Annotated in this window: 15 protein-coding genes; 7 read left to right on the forward strand and 8 right to left on the reverse strand. The window is 41.8% G+C overall.

The window, feature by feature from the left end:
* Nucleotides 1-19: 19 nt before the first annotated feature.
* The 7 genes from DSCA_RS05630 to DSCA_RS05660 all read left to right on the forward strand — a co-directional run bounded on the left by DSCA_RS05630 (nt 20) and on the right by DSCA_RS05660 (nt 6941).
* Nucleotides 20-1150 (forward strand): bifunctional glycosyltransferase family 2/GtrA family protein, encoded by a 1131-nt coding sequence (locus DSCA_RS05630; protein ID WP_155315496.1) that lies wholly within the window; start codon nt 20-22, stop codon nt 1148-1150.
* A gap of 25 nt (nt 1151-1175) precedes the next feature.
* The gene (locus tag DSCA_RS05635) at nt 1176-2354 is read left to right on the forward strand and encodes a glycosyltransferase family 4 protein (protein ID WP_231716385.1); all 1179 of its coding nucleotides are present in this window, start codon (nt 1176-1178) and stop codon (nt 2352-2354) included.
* Complete coding sequence (locus DSCA_RS05640) at nt 2351-3481, forward strand: radical SAM/SPASM domain-containing protein (RefSeq protein WP_155315498.1); 1131 nt, start codon at nt 2351-2353, stop codon at nt 3479-3481. Before DSCA_RS05635 ends, DSCA_RS05640 begins: the two co-directional genes overlap by 4 nt.
* Before the next feature lie 56 nt (nt 3482-3537).
* Nucleotides 3538-4230, forward strand: a complete 693-nt coding sequence (locus DSCA_RS05645) for a YdcF family protein (protein ID WP_167527622.1) — start codon at nt 3538-3540, stop codon at nt 4228-4230.
* Nucleotides 4231-4243: 13 nt separating this feature from the next.
* On the forward strand, nt 4244-5236 hold the full coding sequence (locus DSCA_RS05650) for an NAD-dependent epimerase/dehydratase family protein (protein WP_167527623.1): 993 nt from the start codon (nt 4244-4246) through the stop codon (nt 5234-5236).
* A gap of 42 nt (nt 5237-5278) precedes the next feature.
* Nucleotides 5279-6187 (forward strand): hypothetical protein, encoded by a 909-nt coding sequence (locus DSCA_RS05655; protein ID WP_155315501.1) that lies wholly within the window; start codon nt 5279-5281, stop codon nt 6185-6187.
* 91 nt (nt 6188-6278) lie between these two features.
* Nucleotides 6279-6941 (forward strand): CDP-alcohol phosphatidyltransferase family protein, encoded by a 663-nt coding sequence (locus DSCA_RS05660; protein WP_155315502.1) that lies wholly within the window; start codon nt 6279-6281, stop codon nt 6939-6941.
* A 7-nt stretch (nt 6942-6948) separates the two neighbouring features.
* Here DSCA_RS05660 and DSCA_RS05665 read toward each other — a convergent pair whose 3' ends face one another.
* From DSCA_RS05665 to DSCA_RS05700, 8 genes are all read right to left on the reverse strand, one after another.
* Complete coding sequence (locus DSCA_RS05665) at nt 6949-8226, reverse strand: glycosyltransferase family 4 protein (protein WP_155315503.1); 1278 nt, start codon at nt 8224-8226, stop codon at nt 6949-6951.
* A gap of 108 nt (nt 8227-8334) precedes the next feature.
* Entirely contained in the window at nt 8335-9504 is a 1170-nt protein-coding gene (locus DSCA_RS05670; RefSeq protein ID WP_155315504.1) for a glycosyltransferase family 4 protein, read from the reverse strand.
* Between the two features lie 178 nt (nt 9505-9682).
* Nucleotides 9683-10894, reverse strand: coding sequence for a glycosyltransferase family 9 protein (locus DSCA_RS05675; protein WP_155315505.1), 1212 nt, complete (start codon nt 10892-10894; stop codon nt 9683-9685).
* 248 nt (nt 10895-11142) lie between these two features.
* Nucleotides 11143-11973, reverse strand: a complete 831-nt coding sequence (locus DSCA_RS05680; protein ID WP_155315506.1) for a hypothetical protein — start codon at nt 11971-11973, stop codon at nt 11143-11145.
* Between the two features lie 80 nt (nt 11974-12053).
* The gene (locus tag DSCA_RS05685; protein WP_155315507.1) at nt 12054-13586 is read right to left on the reverse strand and encodes a lipopolysaccharide biosynthesis protein; all 1533 of its coding nucleotides are present in this window, start codon (nt 13584-13586) and stop codon (nt 12054-12056) included.
* Nucleotides 13587-13691: 105 nt separating this feature from the next.
* Nucleotides 13692-14600, reverse strand: a complete 909-nt coding sequence (locus DSCA_RS05690) for a glycosyltransferase family 2 protein (protein ID WP_155315508.1) — start codon at nt 14598-14600, stop codon at nt 13692-13694.
* 51 nt (nt 14601-14651) lie between these two features.
* Nucleotides 14652-16385 (reverse strand): ArnT family glycosyltransferase, encoded by a 1734-nt coding sequence (locus tag DSCA_RS05695; protein WP_155315509.1) that lies wholly within the window; start codon nt 16383-16385, stop codon nt 14652-14654.
* 6 nt (nt 16386-16391) lie between these two features.
* A complete protein-coding gene (locus DSCA_RS05700) occupies nt 16392-17603 on the reverse strand; it encodes a vitamin K epoxide reductase/DsbA family protein (RefSeq protein WP_155315510.1) in 1212 nt (403 codons plus the stop codon).
* Nucleotides 17604-17643: the final 40 nt, after the last annotated feature.

Consider the following 17643-nt stretch of genomic DNA (forward strand, 5'->3'; position numbering starts at 1 on the left):
CAGAATGGATGAAGCGCATATGAAAAACGCTCCTAAAACGCCGGCAACACTTTCCGTTATCATACCCTGCTTTGATGAAGGGGAAACCCTCAGCCGTTGCGTAAACCGGGTGCTTGAAATCGAGGATGAAACGCTCTCGACAGAAATCATCATCGTCGATGATCACTCGCGTGACAACAGCCTGGCTGTGGCCAGGAAGTTGGAAAAACGTCACAACGGCATCACCGTATTGAAGCACGACAGGAACAGAGGCAAAGGCGCAGCCTTGAGAACCGGGTTTGAGCGGGCCACGGGAGACTTCGTCGCCATACAGGATGCCGACCTGGAATACAATCCCATGGAACTGAAAAAACTGCTGGTTCCGCTGATCGGCAATCAGGCTGACGTGGTTATCGGGTCTCGGTTTCTATCTTCAGGCGCGCACCGCGTGCTCTATTACTGGCACTCGATCGGCAACCGCTTCCTGACCATGCTGTCCAACATGTTTACCGACCTCAACCTGACCGATATGGAGTCGTGCTACAAGGTTTTCAAAAGAGAAATCATTCAACGCGTTGACTTGAAGGAAAACCGTTTTGGATTCGAGCCCGAAATCGTGGCCAAAGTGGCCCAAATGCGGGTTCGCATCTTTGAAATCGGCATATCCTATTCCGGCAGGACCTATGAGGAAGGGAAAAAGATCGGTGTCAGAGACGGATTCCGGGCATTGTATTGCATATTGAAGTACAATGCCCATAAAGCCCCTGTTCCCATGCAGTTTCTGCTTTACATCTTTATCGGCGGATTTGCGGCACTATTCAACCTCGCATTGTTCCTGGCCATGTTCCATGCGGGCATCAATGCAACGGTTTCGGCACCGGTTGCTTTTTCGGCAGCGGCCATTGTCAACTATATATTGTGCGTGCTCATTCTGTTTAAGCACCAGGCCAAATGGAAGGCGCCATTGGAATGGCTGGCCTACGCGGGTGTTGTCGCCGGCGTCGCCTGTGTGGACCTGATGGTGACCAATTATTTACTGGGAATTCGATTATCGCCGATGATTTCAAAACTGAGTGCCACGGGTGTCGCGTTCATTTTGAATTTTCTGGGTCGGCGATTTTTTGTTTTCCCCGAGAAGCCCAGCGGTCCCTGGCGGCCTCAACGGCAATAACCGGGATGTAAAAATGAAGGTTGCCATGCTAGGTTCTTACCCGCCGCTTCGCGGCATCAGCAGTTATTGTTTTGAACTGGCGACATCCATCGCCGGCAGCGACTGCGAGGTGGAATTTCTTTCATTCAAACAGATGTATCCCGCCTTCCTGTACCCCGGCAGGGATCTCAAAGACGACGATACGTTCCCGTCCTGCCACGATCCGCACCTGCATGTAAAACGCAAAATGGCCTGGTACAACCCACTCGGATGGATTTCAGAGGGGTTGACCACCAATGCATCCATTTTACACGCACAATGGTGGAGCCTGCCCCTGGCTCCGGCTTACCTTTGTTTGTGCTGCCTGTTCAAAATCAGGCGAAAGCCGATCGTCTTTACCGTCCACAACGTAATGCCCCATGAACGATCCCCATGGTTTTACCACCTGTCACGCCTCTTGTTTTCCATGGGAGACCATTTTATCGTTCACTCGAGTCGAAACCGGAAGCAATTGGTTGATTTTTATGGAATTTCACCAGATGCCATCAGCCAGATCCCTCACGGTCCGCTCGATTTCCAGGTCAACCCCGATGCGGACAGGGAAAAGATCAGGACCGGACTGGGGTTCAAGCCCGCACACAAGGTCGTGCTGCTCTTCGGGGCCATCCGGCCCTATAAGGGAGTCGACACTGCCGTTAAGGCCTTTGCCCGGTTAAGAACGCGTATTCCGTCGGCACGCCTTCTGATAGTCGGAAAGTTGTGGCAGTCGTGGGCACCCTATGAAGAACTGATCGCGCATTGCGGCATCCCCGATCGGGTAAAAACCAGACTGGGGTATATTCCGTCCGCTGAGGTCCACCGCTACTTTTGCGCAGCCGATCTGGTCATTCTGCCCTACCATCATTTTGACAGCCAGTCCGGCGTGGGCGGTACGGCTGTTTCTTTTCGCAAGCCACTGATCGTCAGCAAAGTGGGCGGACTACCAGATCTGGTATTGGACACGGGTGCGATCATACCACCCATGGATAGTGAAGCCCTGTCAGAGGCCATTGCGCGTTGCCTTGAAAATTCCGCACGCCTATTGAAAATGGCCAATGATGCCGATAGGGTAGCCCAGACACTTTCTTGGACGACAATTGCGAAACGAACCATCAAGGTATATGAAAAACAAATCGCAAAAAGCAGGCATCGGTCTGCGCTAATCCCGACAGGAAACGCCCGTTGAGCTATTTCAAAGAAATCTTGCCCAAAATGATTCGCTATCGGCTCGCCCGGTCAGGCATCGCCAGCGCCGGTACGCCCCTTAACCTGACGTTTTCGGTGACCAATCTGTGCCAGTCTAAATGCAGGACCTGCAGCATCTGGCAGTTGTACCGCAAGCATCCGGAACGGCTGAAAACCGAACTGACCCTGAATGAAATTGAAAAGATTTTCAAATCCATGGGCCACGTTTACGTTTTCAACATCAGCGGCGGTGAACCCTTTCTCCGGTCCGACATCGCAGAAATCATCGAGCTCGCCTGCACCTATCTGACGCCCGGTATTGTGCACATCCCCACCAATGCCATTTCACCCGGACTGATCGTCAGGCGTGTCAGCAAAATCATCCGCTATCTCAAGGCCAATGCGCCCCATGTCCGTCTTACGATCAAGCCCAGCCTCGATCATATCGGCGAAAGGCACGATGCCATCAGGGGGGTCCCCGGAAATTTCGACAAAGTGATGTGGCTGTTCAACCGACTGAAAGCCTTGCAGCCCGACTATCCTCATCTTCATGTGGAATTGGGAACGGTTATCTCCCGCTGGAATGTCAACGACATTGATGAAATATCCCAATTTGTCATGAGCCTGGAAACGGACAGCTACCGCAACGAAATTGCGGAGCAGCGATCCGAAATGTTCAACCTGGACGATCCCATCACGCCAGATCCGCAGGAGTACCGCCGTGCCATCGATTTTTTTGTCGGGCAGATCAGAAAGGACATGAAAAAACGGGTGCTGTTTCAACGCATCACCAATGCATTCCGTCTGGTCTACTACCAGCTGGCCATTCGGATAATGGAACAGAAACGGCAGGTCATCCCGTGTTACGCAGGCATTTCCAATGCCCATATGACACCCTACGGCGACATCTGGGCCTGCTGCACCCTGGGCTACGACAAGCCCATGGGCAACCTGCGTGAATTCGCATATGACTTTAAACGCCTCTGGGGCAGCCAGGAGGCTGAAACAATTCGCCGATATATCAAAAAAGGAAACTGCGCCTGTCCGCTGGCCAACCAAACCTACTCGAACATTTTGATGCACCCGCCATCGCTGATACGTGCATTAAAGGAAATACTGATCGCCTGAAAGGAACACCCCCGGCACCCGTTATTTCCCTAAAGATGGCCGCCGGGGGAAAATGGATGACACATAAAGCCGCCACAGCGAGTATCCACCGCATGTTCGCCCTGATATCTGCATGCTTCGTAATCGTTATTTTGCTTGCATTCTTCTCCGGTCCGCTCCTGACGTGTATCGGCAAGGTCCCTGTTTTGGATGAACCGCCCACCGCTGCCGATGCGGTGGTTGTCCTGTATACCGGCGTTGAATATTACCCGAGGCTCATTGAAGCCGCCCGGATTTACAATGAAGGCCATGTAAAAAAGGTAGTGATCAACGGCAACCGGAAAACCGATGTGCTCAGGGGCATTGAAAAAATGGGTTTTGCCCCCAGCTGCCACTGGGCTGAAGATTATGTTCGCATTCTTGAATTGTTTGGCGTCCCACGCTCGAACATCATCACCATCAGTGCCGAAAATGTGTTTGATACGATCAGTGAAGCCAAAGCTGTGGGAAGCGCGCTGCTCGCCAGGAATATACATGCGATCATCCTTACCACCAGCAAATTCCACACCCGCCGGGCGCGGCACATATGGCAGGCCGCCTTCAAGCATGAAATTGATGTCACTGCTGTTGCAGCCAAGTCCGACCCGTACACGCCTTCCAGGTGGTGGAAAGAAGGACGCCAGATCCGCTGGGTGATGGCTGAATATGGCGCCTGGGGCTATTACTGGTGGCAGCGCATGATCAACCATACCATTGAAATGGGCAGGTGAAGGAGAAGACCGCTTGCAGATCTTAGTCACCGGGGCGACAGGTTTTATCGGAACGCATCTTGTCAGGCGTCTGCTGAGCGACGGGCATCGGGTGCGATGCCTGTCGAGGCATGTGGATGCGTCGAAGGGCATTCACGGGCATTCCAGCATTGAACATGTGAAGGCGGATATTACTGCGCCTGAGACGCTGGTCGATGCAACCAAAGGGGTTGATGTGGCATTTCATCTGGCTGCAGCCGGACATGTGTCCGCCGTTTCCGCTGAAGCCTTTGACCGTTTTTTCGAAGTCAACGTCCGGGGGACCAAAAATATAATTTCCGCCTGTGCAAAAAACGGCGTCCATCGCTTCATCCATTTCAGCAGTACGGCCGCGATGGGGTTGCCCGGGGCCGCTTTTATCAATGAGAAAACCCCCTGCAATCCGCAATCCCCCTACCAGAAAAGCAAATATTACAGTGAAATCGAAGCGCTGGAACATGGCAGGCGAACCGGTCTGGAGGTGATCGTGCTGCGCCCCTGCCTGGTATATGGTCCTGGCGGAGGAGACGAGTTCTTAAAGCTCTGCCGAATGATCAAGCGCGGTTTCTTTCCCAGAATTGGATTGGGGCCCAATTTAACCCCCATCGTTCATGTCGCTGACGTGGTGCAGGCGTCACTCAGGGCGATTCACCACGGACAGCCGGGGAAGGTTTATCTGATCGCGTCTAAAACATCCCCCCCGCTTCAAAGACTCCACCAGTTGATCATCAGGTCGCTGGCAATCAGGCGCGTCTACTTTTACGTACCGTTCTGGATTGCCTACGCATTGGCATTCCTGCTGGAAAAGGTGTCTGCGAAACGGGGCACCCCCCCATTGGTGTCAAGAAAAAATATGGTATCGGTGGTTACCGACAGAACCTTTGACATAAGCCGGGCGGAAGAAGAAATCGGCTACCACCCCGCGGTCTCCCTTGAAGACGGAATACGGGAAACGATTGGATGGTATAAGGCGAACCACCGGATTTAACGGTTGCTCACAAATCGCGTTTCAGGCGTGTATTTTTTTAAAATGAAAAATAAAGTCATTTTTATCTCTGGTTTATCCCATGTCGGCTCAACGCTGATTGATTTTACGCTGGGAACCCATCCGCGCATCATCGGCCTGGGTGAAATCTACACCGCTCTGCGTCCGGAACTCAACCGGATCAACCAGAACCTCACCTGCTCCTGCGGACAACCGGTGGACACATGTTTTTTCTGGAAAGAAGCAGCCAAACGCCTTCGCCCGGTCTTGAATGCCCCCATGGACCGGAAATATAAAATTGTTTTACAGACCTTTAATGATCTGTACGGGGATGACTATATCCTGGTGGACTCCTCCAAATCCATTGATGCCTTGAAATGTTTAACGCGAATTCCTGATTTAAACCTGAAGATCATCCACCTGCTGAGGGACGTGAGATCGTGGTCAATTTCACGGATCGATTACAGGAAACGGAAACCTGAAAACTATACATCCCGGGGATTTTACATCAACAAGTTATCCTATACGTTCGGAAAGAAAATTTTTCTGATTGGATTTTTAATTCCCTATATCACCAGGAGACCGTCCTTTTATTTTCTGTTATGGTACTTCCAGAACAAAAAAGCGATCTCCTACCTGAATGAGAACAAGCTGTCCTTTTTACAACTGGGATATGATGAATTAGGGCTGCGCCCCGGAAAAATGATTGATAATATCTTTTCGTATATCGATCAGAACGCAGATGAATGTCAATCATCTTCCGAATCGTCAAAAAGTCATGTTTTAATAGGCAATCCCAAAAAGTCAGATCCTGAAAGGCGCCGGGGTATACTTTACGACAACCGATGGATGTTCAGGAATGAATGGTTGATTTCCGCCGCTTTATTCAGACGGATAATGAAATTTAACGCTGATCAGGTGTATGGAAATATTCAAAAAGGTAATATCTGGTAGCAAGTCAGCCTTAAAGCAATTGAAATTCATACCATTCAACGTATCGAATGAGCGCCTAAATAATAATTATTAATGAATCTGGAAACTATCCATGGCCGGATTAAAAAATTCTAAAGACCGCATGAAACGTGACCGCGATTCACTCTTCACCCATTTTTTGGCAAGAACAGTTTCAATACGAATTACACCACAAATTGCTAAAACCGCAATATTTCCACTTCATGTAACACTTGCCGGTCTTTTTGTAGGACTCTTAGCGGCGTGGCAAGCCAGTCAGTCAAATTGGATAAATTTTCTAATCGCTGCAATATTTATAGAAACAGCACACATATTTGATTGCATTGACGGTGAATTGGCCCGCCTCACAAACCGTGGAAATCCTTTTGCTGCAGCTATGGATCCGATAACCGACCGAATCAAAGATATTTTTATTATTTTTGCGTCACTAATCCAGGCAGTGAATGCCTCAATTTTCGGTTGGCAGGATCAAATAATTTACAAACTGGCCTTTTTTACGGTGAGTATTTGGACCTTTTACATGTATATTGTTGACGCATTTTTAAATCCAAAGCGAAAAAAAAAGGGAACAACGAACAGAATATATATAGGTCTTTACGATTTATTCATATATGGAGCCATTTTTTTTCTTCTTTTAGATATATTTGAGTATTTCATAATTTATGTTTTTTCAATGTCTACCATTGGCGGTGTCATCCAGATTTTCAGATTACGTAAATTTTCAAAAGAATTATGATTCAATTTTAATTTAGTGCAGTTTGGTACCCTGCAATTATCTGTCGAGCACATTTTTCCCAAGAAAATTTTTTAGCCCTTTCAATTCCACTTTTAGCCAAATTTTTCCTTAAGCTTTCATCGTTAAAAATTTTATCCATTGCATTTATCATTTCATCTATATCCAACGGGTCTACAAGAATCCCTGAATTACCTGCGACCTCAGGCAGAGAACTCACTTTAGATGTGATAACAGGGACACCACATTGCATTGCTTCTAAAACAGGTAAACCAAAACCTTCATATAGTGACGGGTAGAGAAAACCAACCGCGCCGCTAATTAAAGGGGATAACATCCAATCCTTTACAAACCCAGTTAATATTACTTTATCTTTTAACATTGGGTCTGTATATATTTCATTAATCAATTTATCGATTAACCAACCTTTACGTCCGACAAGAAGTAACTTCGCTTGACTGTTTGACTTGGACAATTGAAGAAACTTTTTAAATGCTTGAACAGTGTAATTTAAATTTTTTCTCGGTTCTAAAGTTGCTATACTTAAAAAATATGGATTACCAGGAATATTCAGATATTTAAGCAGTTCAGATATTTTAAATTTATCTTTTACTGGTTTAAATTTAAAGGGGCATGCAGCTAAAGGTGTAACAAATATATGTTTTTCAGGAATATTCAAATGGTATCTGAGGTCATTTTTTGTATTTTGTGAAACAGCGAAAAACAAATCTTTATTTTTTGAAATTTTTTGAATACTTTTTAAAAAACTTCTCCTGTGAGATCTTTTAAAAAAACGGGGGACTACGAGCGGAGCCAAATCGTGGATTGTTCGGAATCTTTTAATTTTTTTTGTTTTAATAAATTCTGGTATAGGATAATATAGTGAGTGGAAGATATCAATATCTTTTGACATAGAATCATTTTTACATATTTTAAAAATTCTAGACCCAATTCTCATTATTGAAGATTTTTTTGGAAAATTTTCTAGTTTGTTGATTGACTGATAAAAGAAATTTTCTAACGATGAGTTCCTTGAGAAACAGTCAATTTTATATCCTTTATTTTCAAAATACGATTTTCCCCATTGAGTACCATGCGGATAAGTAAAAAAAGACAAATAAAAATTGACGTCTGAAAAATCTAACAAAGCCTTTGTTAATTCAGTGTTCACACGGAATAGCCCTGTCATATTTTTTCCATTTTTATTTTCAGCAAGTCCAATACCGACTGTCGAAACTTCAAGAGCAACATTAATGATAGTTTGGTTTTTATTATTAAAATATTTCATATGTTTTTTTATATTTTAATTAATTTCCCATTTCTATTCATCTTAATATTTGAAGCAAAACCCAAAAATTTTATTATAACCAATTTCTTTATTTAAAATCTGATATTTTTATACAATTTCATTGTAGATATTGAGATACTGTTCACAAATATTTTCAGGCGAAAATCGAAGCAAATTATTTTTGGTTCTCACGACTAAACTTTTAATATCTTTATCATTATTCATGAATTTATTAAGCAAATTAATTAAAGCTTCTTTATCATCAGGTGGGTATAAAAATCCATTTTTACCTTCCGAAATCAAATCGGCTATTCCTCCTGTTTTACTACCGATCACAGGGATTCCATTGCTAAATGCTTCTATGATTATTCTTCCAAACGGTTCGTTCCAAAGAGAGGGAACTACTAACAAATTTATTTTTTGAAAAAATAAATCCGCATTAATGTATCCATAAAATTGAGTATTGAGAGTATATTTCTTTTTTAATTTTTCAACATATTCTTTTTTACCGGTACCAGCAATATGAATGCGAAAACTTTTTCCCGCAATTTTCATGGCACAGTCTAAGAAAAACTCAACCCCTTTTTCTGGGGAAATTCTACCAAGATACCCAATATGTAAGTTTTTTGAACATTTCTTTAATTTTTCTTTTTGATTTTTTTTAATTGGGTTTGGAATTACAGACCGATTTTTAACGTTTTTAAAAAAGCCATGTTCTAAATGCCGATTCAAAATATATGTACTAACTCCGGTAACAGCATTTGGTATATTTGAAAAAATTTTCTTCGGTTCACTAATTAAAAAACATCGCTTACATTGATTCAAGCATCTTTTCTTTCTATACATCGTAGATAAATGACAGAGAAGATAATAATCGCGAAGTGTATGCACAATTGGAATTTCATATAATTTTGAAACCTTCCATATACAAACTGAAAATCCAGATAGATTATGGGTATGAATAATATCTGGTTTTTCAAAAGCAACAATTTCTTTTACTTTTTCATACATAAAATAGTTAAAAATATCTAACAAATGCCAACCAATTCGTAAAAATGGCTTTTTTTCCCCTTTGAAAGGGTAATAAAAGTTCCTTAAAGGAACATAATATACTTTTACACCGTTAATAAATGATTTACTTTGTTTTCTTTCATGTAAAGAAATTACGACAACATCATGTCCACTTAGGGTCAATGTTTCAGCTAATATCTGTAAACTTTGTTCCGCACCTCCTACAATATTTGGAAAGTAAAGTGTGTTTACAAATAGAACTTTCAATTATTTTAGCTCCAATTTATGTTCCGAAATGCACTACCCCGCGGCAAACCGCGAGGTATCAAAGCCCATTGTTTTTTAGCCATTTTATCGCAGCAAGCTACGGGGAATTAGACCCGAATAGAGATTTAAAGCTTGAATCAAAGTAAATTAATATTCATATTCGGGTATAAGATTACAATTATTCGGTGTTGAATAAGATATCCTCGCACTTACTAAAAACATCTTCAGGGGTTATAGAACGCAAACACTTATTATTTTTACAACTTATCTTTCCTGAATAAGGGATATAACATGGAGCGCAATTCATGGGATGTCTTATAACCTTAACTATTTGATTCTCATGCGCCCAAGGAGAATTTTTAATCTCATTGGTTGGACCGAAGATTCCTATTACGGGCGTTCCAACACCTGCTGCAATATGCATTGGCCCAGAGTCATTACTTACAAACAATTTCATTGTCGATATTAACGCTGCCGTTTCTTTAAGATTTAAAGTTCCAGCAAGATTTTTTACATAACCATCCATTTTATCAATAATTTTATTTATGTAATTTTTTTCTTCTTCTCCACCAACGATAACTATTTGTACAGAAAAATTCTTCGTTAATAAATTCCCTAGTTTTGCGAAATTTTCAGGCGGCCATCGTTTTTCTATCATATCCAAAAAAGACCCAGTGTGAAATCCAACGACATTTTTTTTATAATTTAAGCCATCATTTTTTAGCTTTTCTCTAACAGTATAAGGTAGGTTTTTTTTAAAATAGAAACAAGGCTTTATGATAAAATCAGTTATTCCAATTAATTTAAGAACACTTAAATAATTCAAAACTTCGTGTTTGTTTGAATCTGATAAAACACTTTTATGTAAAAGATAATTTACATCTTTTAATTTTCTATAGTTGTATTTAAAACCAATCCTATATTTAACTTTAGATAATGACATTAAACGTGGGAATTCGGCACTCATTGAAAAACTCAAACCTAAATCAATATTTGCATTTTTAAATATTTTAACAATATCAAAAAAAAGTTGACTTGAATTTTTTTGATTTTTATCATATTCGATAATTGTATCAAAAAGTCGGCTATCTGTGATAACTTCCTTTGTATTTCTTGGTGCTAATAAAAGTATAATGAATGAATCTGGAAAATTTATTTTCAAGTTCTCAAGAACAGGAGTAAATAATACCATATTCCCGATTCCATGGGGGAATATTACAAGAATATTTTTTGGAATTTTTTTATAAATTACCCGAGATTTCCTCGTGGGCATACAACTAAATATTTCATCTTTAAGATGAGTACCGAATCTTAAAAATTTTTCAATTAAATTTTTGTCATTTTTTTTCATTACTAATATGAGGTGTTTTTTAGAATTATAATTTTTCACTTATATTGCGTGAAATTATATTAGAAATAAAAACGAAATTGTCGCATTCGTTTATATGTCGTACTGGATTACTCAGGGTTTTATACGCTGAAGGCCTTCATTTTTGACAATATCGTTTTTTGCATAAGATCTCCGCAAATCAGTCCCAAAGATATAACATTATTGATAATTAACGCTATCCACGCTAAAAAATAAGTAAGAGCGGCTGAAATTAAAATTTTTCTTGTATTAACCTGCTAATATCTTTTTCATTTAAAATATCGTAAAATTTCATTTTTATAATTTGCCAATGTTTTACCAAAAATTTTAAAGTTTAAGTCAAATAATTCCCGATCATTTTTAAAAATATTTTTTATATAATCGACTCCATATAGATCTCTAAATCGAACCATTAAGTCAGAAAAATTCAAATTTTCATCATTACAAAAAGAACTTCCACCTCCCTCTCGTGTTTGTTTTTTAGACAATTCAATATTATTTATATTTAAATATTTTGCACAAGATGTTCGATATTTTTCATCAAAAACAAAATCGTTGTATGAAATTTTTATGCAATTTTCTCCTAAGTAACTAGTGATCCCTAAAAACTCTCTCGCATGTTTTTTCCATAAATCCTTTATTAAAAATGATACTCTTGAGCTCTCTTTGAAATGTAACAAACCGCGTCTCCTGCTAGCAAAACAATTGAAAATGTCTCTAAGGACCAATACATTATCATGTCTTCCTGAATGACCAATGTTTTTATTTACACAAAATACTTGCTCAATATCAGGGTCCTCAAAATTATAAGCCAGAAGGTGTCGTGGTAACATTTTTTTTACCATTGAATTGGGAAAGTATAGCAATGCACGATTTGATTTAAAAGGTGTCACTCCATTCATATTGAAAAACGGGTCACAATTCATTCTCACATCATTAAGAAATAAATAGGATTTTGAGCTATTATCTAAAATCCAATCTATTACTGCATGTTGACCGCTTCTCTTTAGAGAAAATATAGCAATCGATCTTTTTTGCCCAACTGATTTACTAACCAGTTTCGCCATAGTTTTATGAAATTTACTTTCTATTTTATTCATTTTCATTATACGTAATTATAAATTCTTTAATCAGGAGTTTTACAATTCTCAATCTGCGTCCTATACATAAGCATCTATCTTCATACCATTCTCTTTTTCTTTATGCTCAATTTTATATCATATAGAAAATTCTTTAAGAAATGTTTTGAACTCGGAAATAAAAAAAAGACAGATACATAAATAATTATAAAAACAATCCAGAGATAAAATAAAGCAATTAAATTTGTATTATTTTTAAAATAATTCATTGTAAATAAACAAAATGTTCCACCTGCTAAACTAGATATCATAGGTTGATAAATAGCCATCCAAATTGAATTTACTGTGATAGGACTTCCAGCACAAGCATACATAATTTGAGGTAATCGTTTTATCATTTCACTACAACTGAAAGCTACAGCAACACCTATTGTTCCCCATCTGATTCCGACTAAAAGAGCTACCATTGTTATAAATGATCCAAAAGATGCTGCCTTAAGCTGTTTTTTGCCTTGCCCCAGGGGGATAAAAATCCAACCGGTAACAACATTCAAAGTCCCAATCAAAGCCGCTGGTGCTAAAACTCTATATAGTATCACAGCGTCGTCCCACCCTGATCCCAATAATATTCCGATAATTTGATCTGCTGCTATGAAAGAAAATACAACTACCGGCATACCAACAAATGAAAGGTAGGAAATCCCTTTCAAATAGAATCGCCTAAAACGTTCAGGATCATTTTGCAGGCGGCTTAAGGCAGGCAATACGGCTACCGAAATAGGTCCATTAATTTGGGTAATAGGCATCATAAGCAATTGGTAAGCTTTTGAATATAGGCCTAAAGCGGTTGCTCCAAAAAGGGAACCTATCAATAGGTTGTCAAGATTTCTTATACAATAGATCAAAAAATTGCTAACAGTAAGGTTCCCACCAAAAACAACCATAGCCCGGATTTTTACACCTCGTTTCGGATAGTTAGGTCGCCATCTACATATAAACCAAACTAAGGCGGCGTTGACAGCTGCTTGACTTATATGCATACCGACTAAGGACCAAAAAGCAAACCCTTGTAAAGCCAAAAATATTGCGACAAGGGTGCTGAAAAATATACTGGCAATATTAATCAGCGCTAATGTGCCGAAACGCATTTGACGACGCAAAATGGCCTGATGTTGTATTGTCAAACCAGATAAAATGAATGATCCTGAAATAGCGACACTTATCCATGTCAATTGTGGTTCTTGGTAGAGCCATGCAATAATTGGAGATGACGCAATAATGATAGACATGCAAATGATACTTAAACCAACATTCAACCAAAAAAGAGTACTTACTTGGTCGTGAGTGATAACATCACGTTGAATCGTAGCCGTAGAAAATCCAGCATCTTTAAGTAAATTTGCAAAACCGATAAAAACAAGAACCATAGCAATTAGACCGAAATCCTTGGGAACAAGCAGTCTCGCAAGAATGGCGGTTGACCCTAATCGAAGAATAAAGATCATGAAATTAGCGAATACTGTAATAAGACCACCACGAATAGTTCGCCGCTTTAGATCCTTATGCGCGAATTCAGCACCAGGAAAAACTGAACATTGATCTTGGATAGAAATGTGAGGTTTTCCTAATTTCATTATTTTAGGATTATCGATAGAGTTCCACTTTTTGAAAACCCACACAAAAAAATTATTAATTATGAACAATTAGTTGAAGGGTGATTGGTAGCTCTTTTAGATTTTTTACGATTCTCTCCTATTGATGTCGCCGCTAAACTGCCGTACGCCTCTATCGCTGCTGCGTCGCTCAAACCGCATCTGGCAGATCTGCTCTGATATCAGTCCCATCATGAAAATGGTTACCGCCGCGGTAAACAGAAGTGCGCTCATATTCGTAAAGCGCCCCTCGGTTACATAAGAGTATAAGTAACGTGAACACCCCAATAAAACCATAAAAAAACTGACAGGCAAAAACACCCGTAATGGAGAATAAAGGGTACATATTTTGATAATTATCATCAAGAAACGTACACCATCTTTAACGATGCTGATGCTGCTTTTTCCCGATTTCCTTTTTTGTGTTTCGATGGGCAGATATTTCACGCTGCGTCCGTCGCGAAGCACGCCGAGGGTAATCGTGGTCGGGTATGAATAGGTATTGGGCAGCATATAAATATAACTTTTTGCGATATCGGCTTTAATCGCCCTGAATCCGGAAGTCAGGTCTTTGACTGAAAACTTGGTCACATAGGTTGCCAGCCAGTTGTAGACTTGGTTACCGATTGCGCGATTAAACGAGGCCTGCCCCCCCCGTGTTCTTTCTCCGACGACCATATCGTATTCCGGAAACAATTCAAGCATTCTGCCGATGTCTTCAGGTTTGTGCTGACCGTCACCATCGAGAAAAACAAGAATATCCCCGGTAGCTTTCCGAATCCCGGTTTTTACCGCCGCGCCATTTCCAATATTGTAAGGGTGGCTATAAACAATTGCGCCCGATTGATGGGCGACGCTGGCAGTATCGTCCGTGGAGCCATCATTGACGACCACAATTTCGAAACCCGGATGCAGGTGTTTGATTTTTGATATAACTGCTCCGATATTATCCCTTTCATTGAAAGTCGGGATTACGACAGAGACCTTGGTATCCATGTGGTTTTTACTCGATTGGGTTTACTTGGGAGTCACCGAAAAAAAATGGTCTCAAGTATTATAAATCAGTTCAAAAAAACCGTAGCCGCCATAATTTTTAACCTGTTTAGCACGTTTTTCAAGGAAAAGCCTTAACAATGCCCGTTTCTGGGGATCAAACTCATTTTCAATCCACGACTCAGACAAATCATAGCGCATCAGTAAATGGGTGATTCCCATATTCTCCAGAGAATCGCTTATCTGATCGATGCTGGCAGAAGAATGTACGGCACGTTTTAACACGTTTTTATCCGATCGTATGGGCCGGTCATAGTAATAAATTCTGTTTCCTATAAAAAGGCAGAGAACCAGCGCATCATCGGGCAGTTTTTGGTTGATATGTTTGACGATCTCATACTCTGGCCTGAATCTTGTGATGTATTGGTCTCGCCCGACCCGCCCGGATATATAACTGATCGGATCAATTTTTTGGTAAAGTCCGTAAAGGTAGTTGGCATTTATCAACAGCATGCCGGCAATAGCAGATAGGAGCGCTCCTTTTAAGAACCACCGATTCCATTTTTGGCCGGCTCGCGATCCAAAAAGGTGAAGTCTTTGAAGGCCGAACATGGAAAGAATGACCATTGGGGGAACAATCGGGCTGATCCACCTGATCCGCATATCGACCCTGAAGAAAACAAAAATCAAGTAAGCAAACGAAAAAATGGATAATATTTTAATGTCTGCCAGGTGACTGCCTGATTTGTTTAACCATGGGACCAATAAAAGCATCGGCAATATCAAAAGGAATGGATTTAACCGGCCGTCAAAATACTTGGGATCATCATCCTGCCCTTCAAAGAACACGCGCAAGGGTATCAATGATATCTGGCCAAAAGATTCCCCGTAGATCACCTTTCGTATGGCAAAATGTCCCCATTTGCCTGATTTGCGGACTTTTTTATCCAAGGTGACATCAGGTTGCCTGTTTTTTTCACCGGGTTGGTGCTGAAAAGACTGGAACCAACGATTGTACAGCGGAAAAACGGGATTGTTTGTTTGAATTGCATTTTTTACGAGCCATGGAGAAAACAGCATCAGCGAAACCAGAAAAAAAACAGAGCCAAACCCAAGCGCCCTGAATTGATTGGCCAGGCTTTTGTTGGATGCATCATTGCCGGTTCGTCTGAGGTATATAAACGGTACAGAGCAGGTTAAAAGAAAAAATACGACCATCCCATTATATTTGGTACCCAAGGCAAGTCCGCATGAAACGGCTGAAAATATTAAATATTTCCATTGATATCCCTGTTTTCTCCATTCAAGCAAAGATAACAGTGCCGCGGTGGAGAAAAAAATGAGCCCAAGGTCCACGTATACGGTCACAGACAATTTTACGATGACGGGAATGGAGAGAAAAAAAAGAGCGCCCAAAAGTCCGTAGCTTGTTTTCAGCCGGCTCCGCAGATAAAAAAAAATCAGGGACGCCGTGAGCAGCGCAAAGGAAAAATGGATATACTTGGGGGCAATGTCGTTCCCGAAAAAAAGTGGAATGGCATACAGCAGGTCGAGGTTCATCGGGTAATAGGAAAAAGGCACCGAAGGTATCTCGTATATGCCACCGTTTCTGAGCCACAGCTTGGGAACCGCCAGATGATGGGTCAGCGCGTCACGGCTGACGGGCGGGACGGTTGCCATGATGAGGATCACCAGCGTCAGGGCCGCAATCAGCAGGCAATACCCGAGCGAGACCCAGTTCTCTTTTTTACCGGCATTGATCTCCATGGCGTTGATAGTATGGTCCACCGTTTTTCAAAAATATTTTCTTAACAATTCCGCAGGAATCTGTCCAATATAAACGCGGCCGTCGATGACGAAACCGGGTGTGCCGGTCAATTTGTGTTTCATCCCGTCTTCAACATCTTTGATGAGTTTTTTCCACAGCAATTCATTGCCGAATACATTTCTGAAGGCTTCAAGATCAATATCCGCCTGTTCGGCCAGATCCTTAATTTTAACTTCCTTGGTATTTCGGGGAAGATTAAATATCAGATCATTCATTTCCCAGAATTTACCCTTTTCCGCCGCAAAAAGGGCGATTATGGAAAGATTGGCGGAGCCCGTATGGAAAGGCTGGCCGACAAGCGGATTAATGGCATGGTCCATTGGGAAATGGCGATGAACCAGCCTGATTTTACCGGAATTTTTTTCTATGATCCGGCGAAGGTAAAAATGCATTTTCCGACATTGAAAACAGCGATAGTCGGAAAATTCGACAATAACCATTTCCGGGTCTTCGGCACCAATCCACGGATGTCCGTCTTCAGTGATGCCGGTCGGTATTTTCCCCGACAAATCGGGAGGATTCATATGCCAGTAGGCTGGAAAAAATAGAACCATCAACGTGCCTGCGACGACAGACGTGAAAAAAAGCGGAAGGGCCGCCGGTTGGGCCATTAAATAACGGGTGTCCAGCGCCACTGCCTTTAGAACAGGCTCACATTGATACCTTTTGCGGATCAGCCATACGAAGTAGAGCAGCAACAGATTGACCGCATAGCTTAAAATGCACATGATGCAATAGCTGTGAATCATAAATGCGGAAATACCGGCAAGGACCATGCTGTAGGCTGAAAAGGCCAGGGAAATCAGGAAAAGAAGGGTCCAGGGGCGTTTGTTTTCAGCCTTCTCCGGCCACGCAAACACAAGCAGAACAATGAAAAATGCATACCCCAAAACACCCCAGACCGGAACGGGGACGTTGAACATGACGGCGTATGGGCTCTGGGATACCGTGTCGCAGTTAATCGCCCTCGAAATGGCGCAAAAGCTTTCGTAACCGATGTCTGTATATACCCGGTAATGGGAGACGGACAGATAAACGGAATCCATCAATCCGGTCAGCGCAATAACTGCAACCGTAAAATAATACCAGGGATAAGGCAGCCGGCGGATAGTTTTGTTTTTTTTGTTTGAATCCATAGGGTTACCGGAAGTTGCACCGAACAGGACAACGGCATGCATTGTCAGACAGGGTGTTGGGCATTATCGACAGACACGCCTG

Origin of the sequence: Desulfosarcina alkanivorans (assembly GCF_009688945.1) — a bacterium.
Classification (GTDB): domain Bacteria; phylum Desulfobacterota; class Desulfobacteria; order Desulfobacterales; family Desulfosarcinaceae; genus Desulfosarcina; species Desulfosarcina alkanivorans.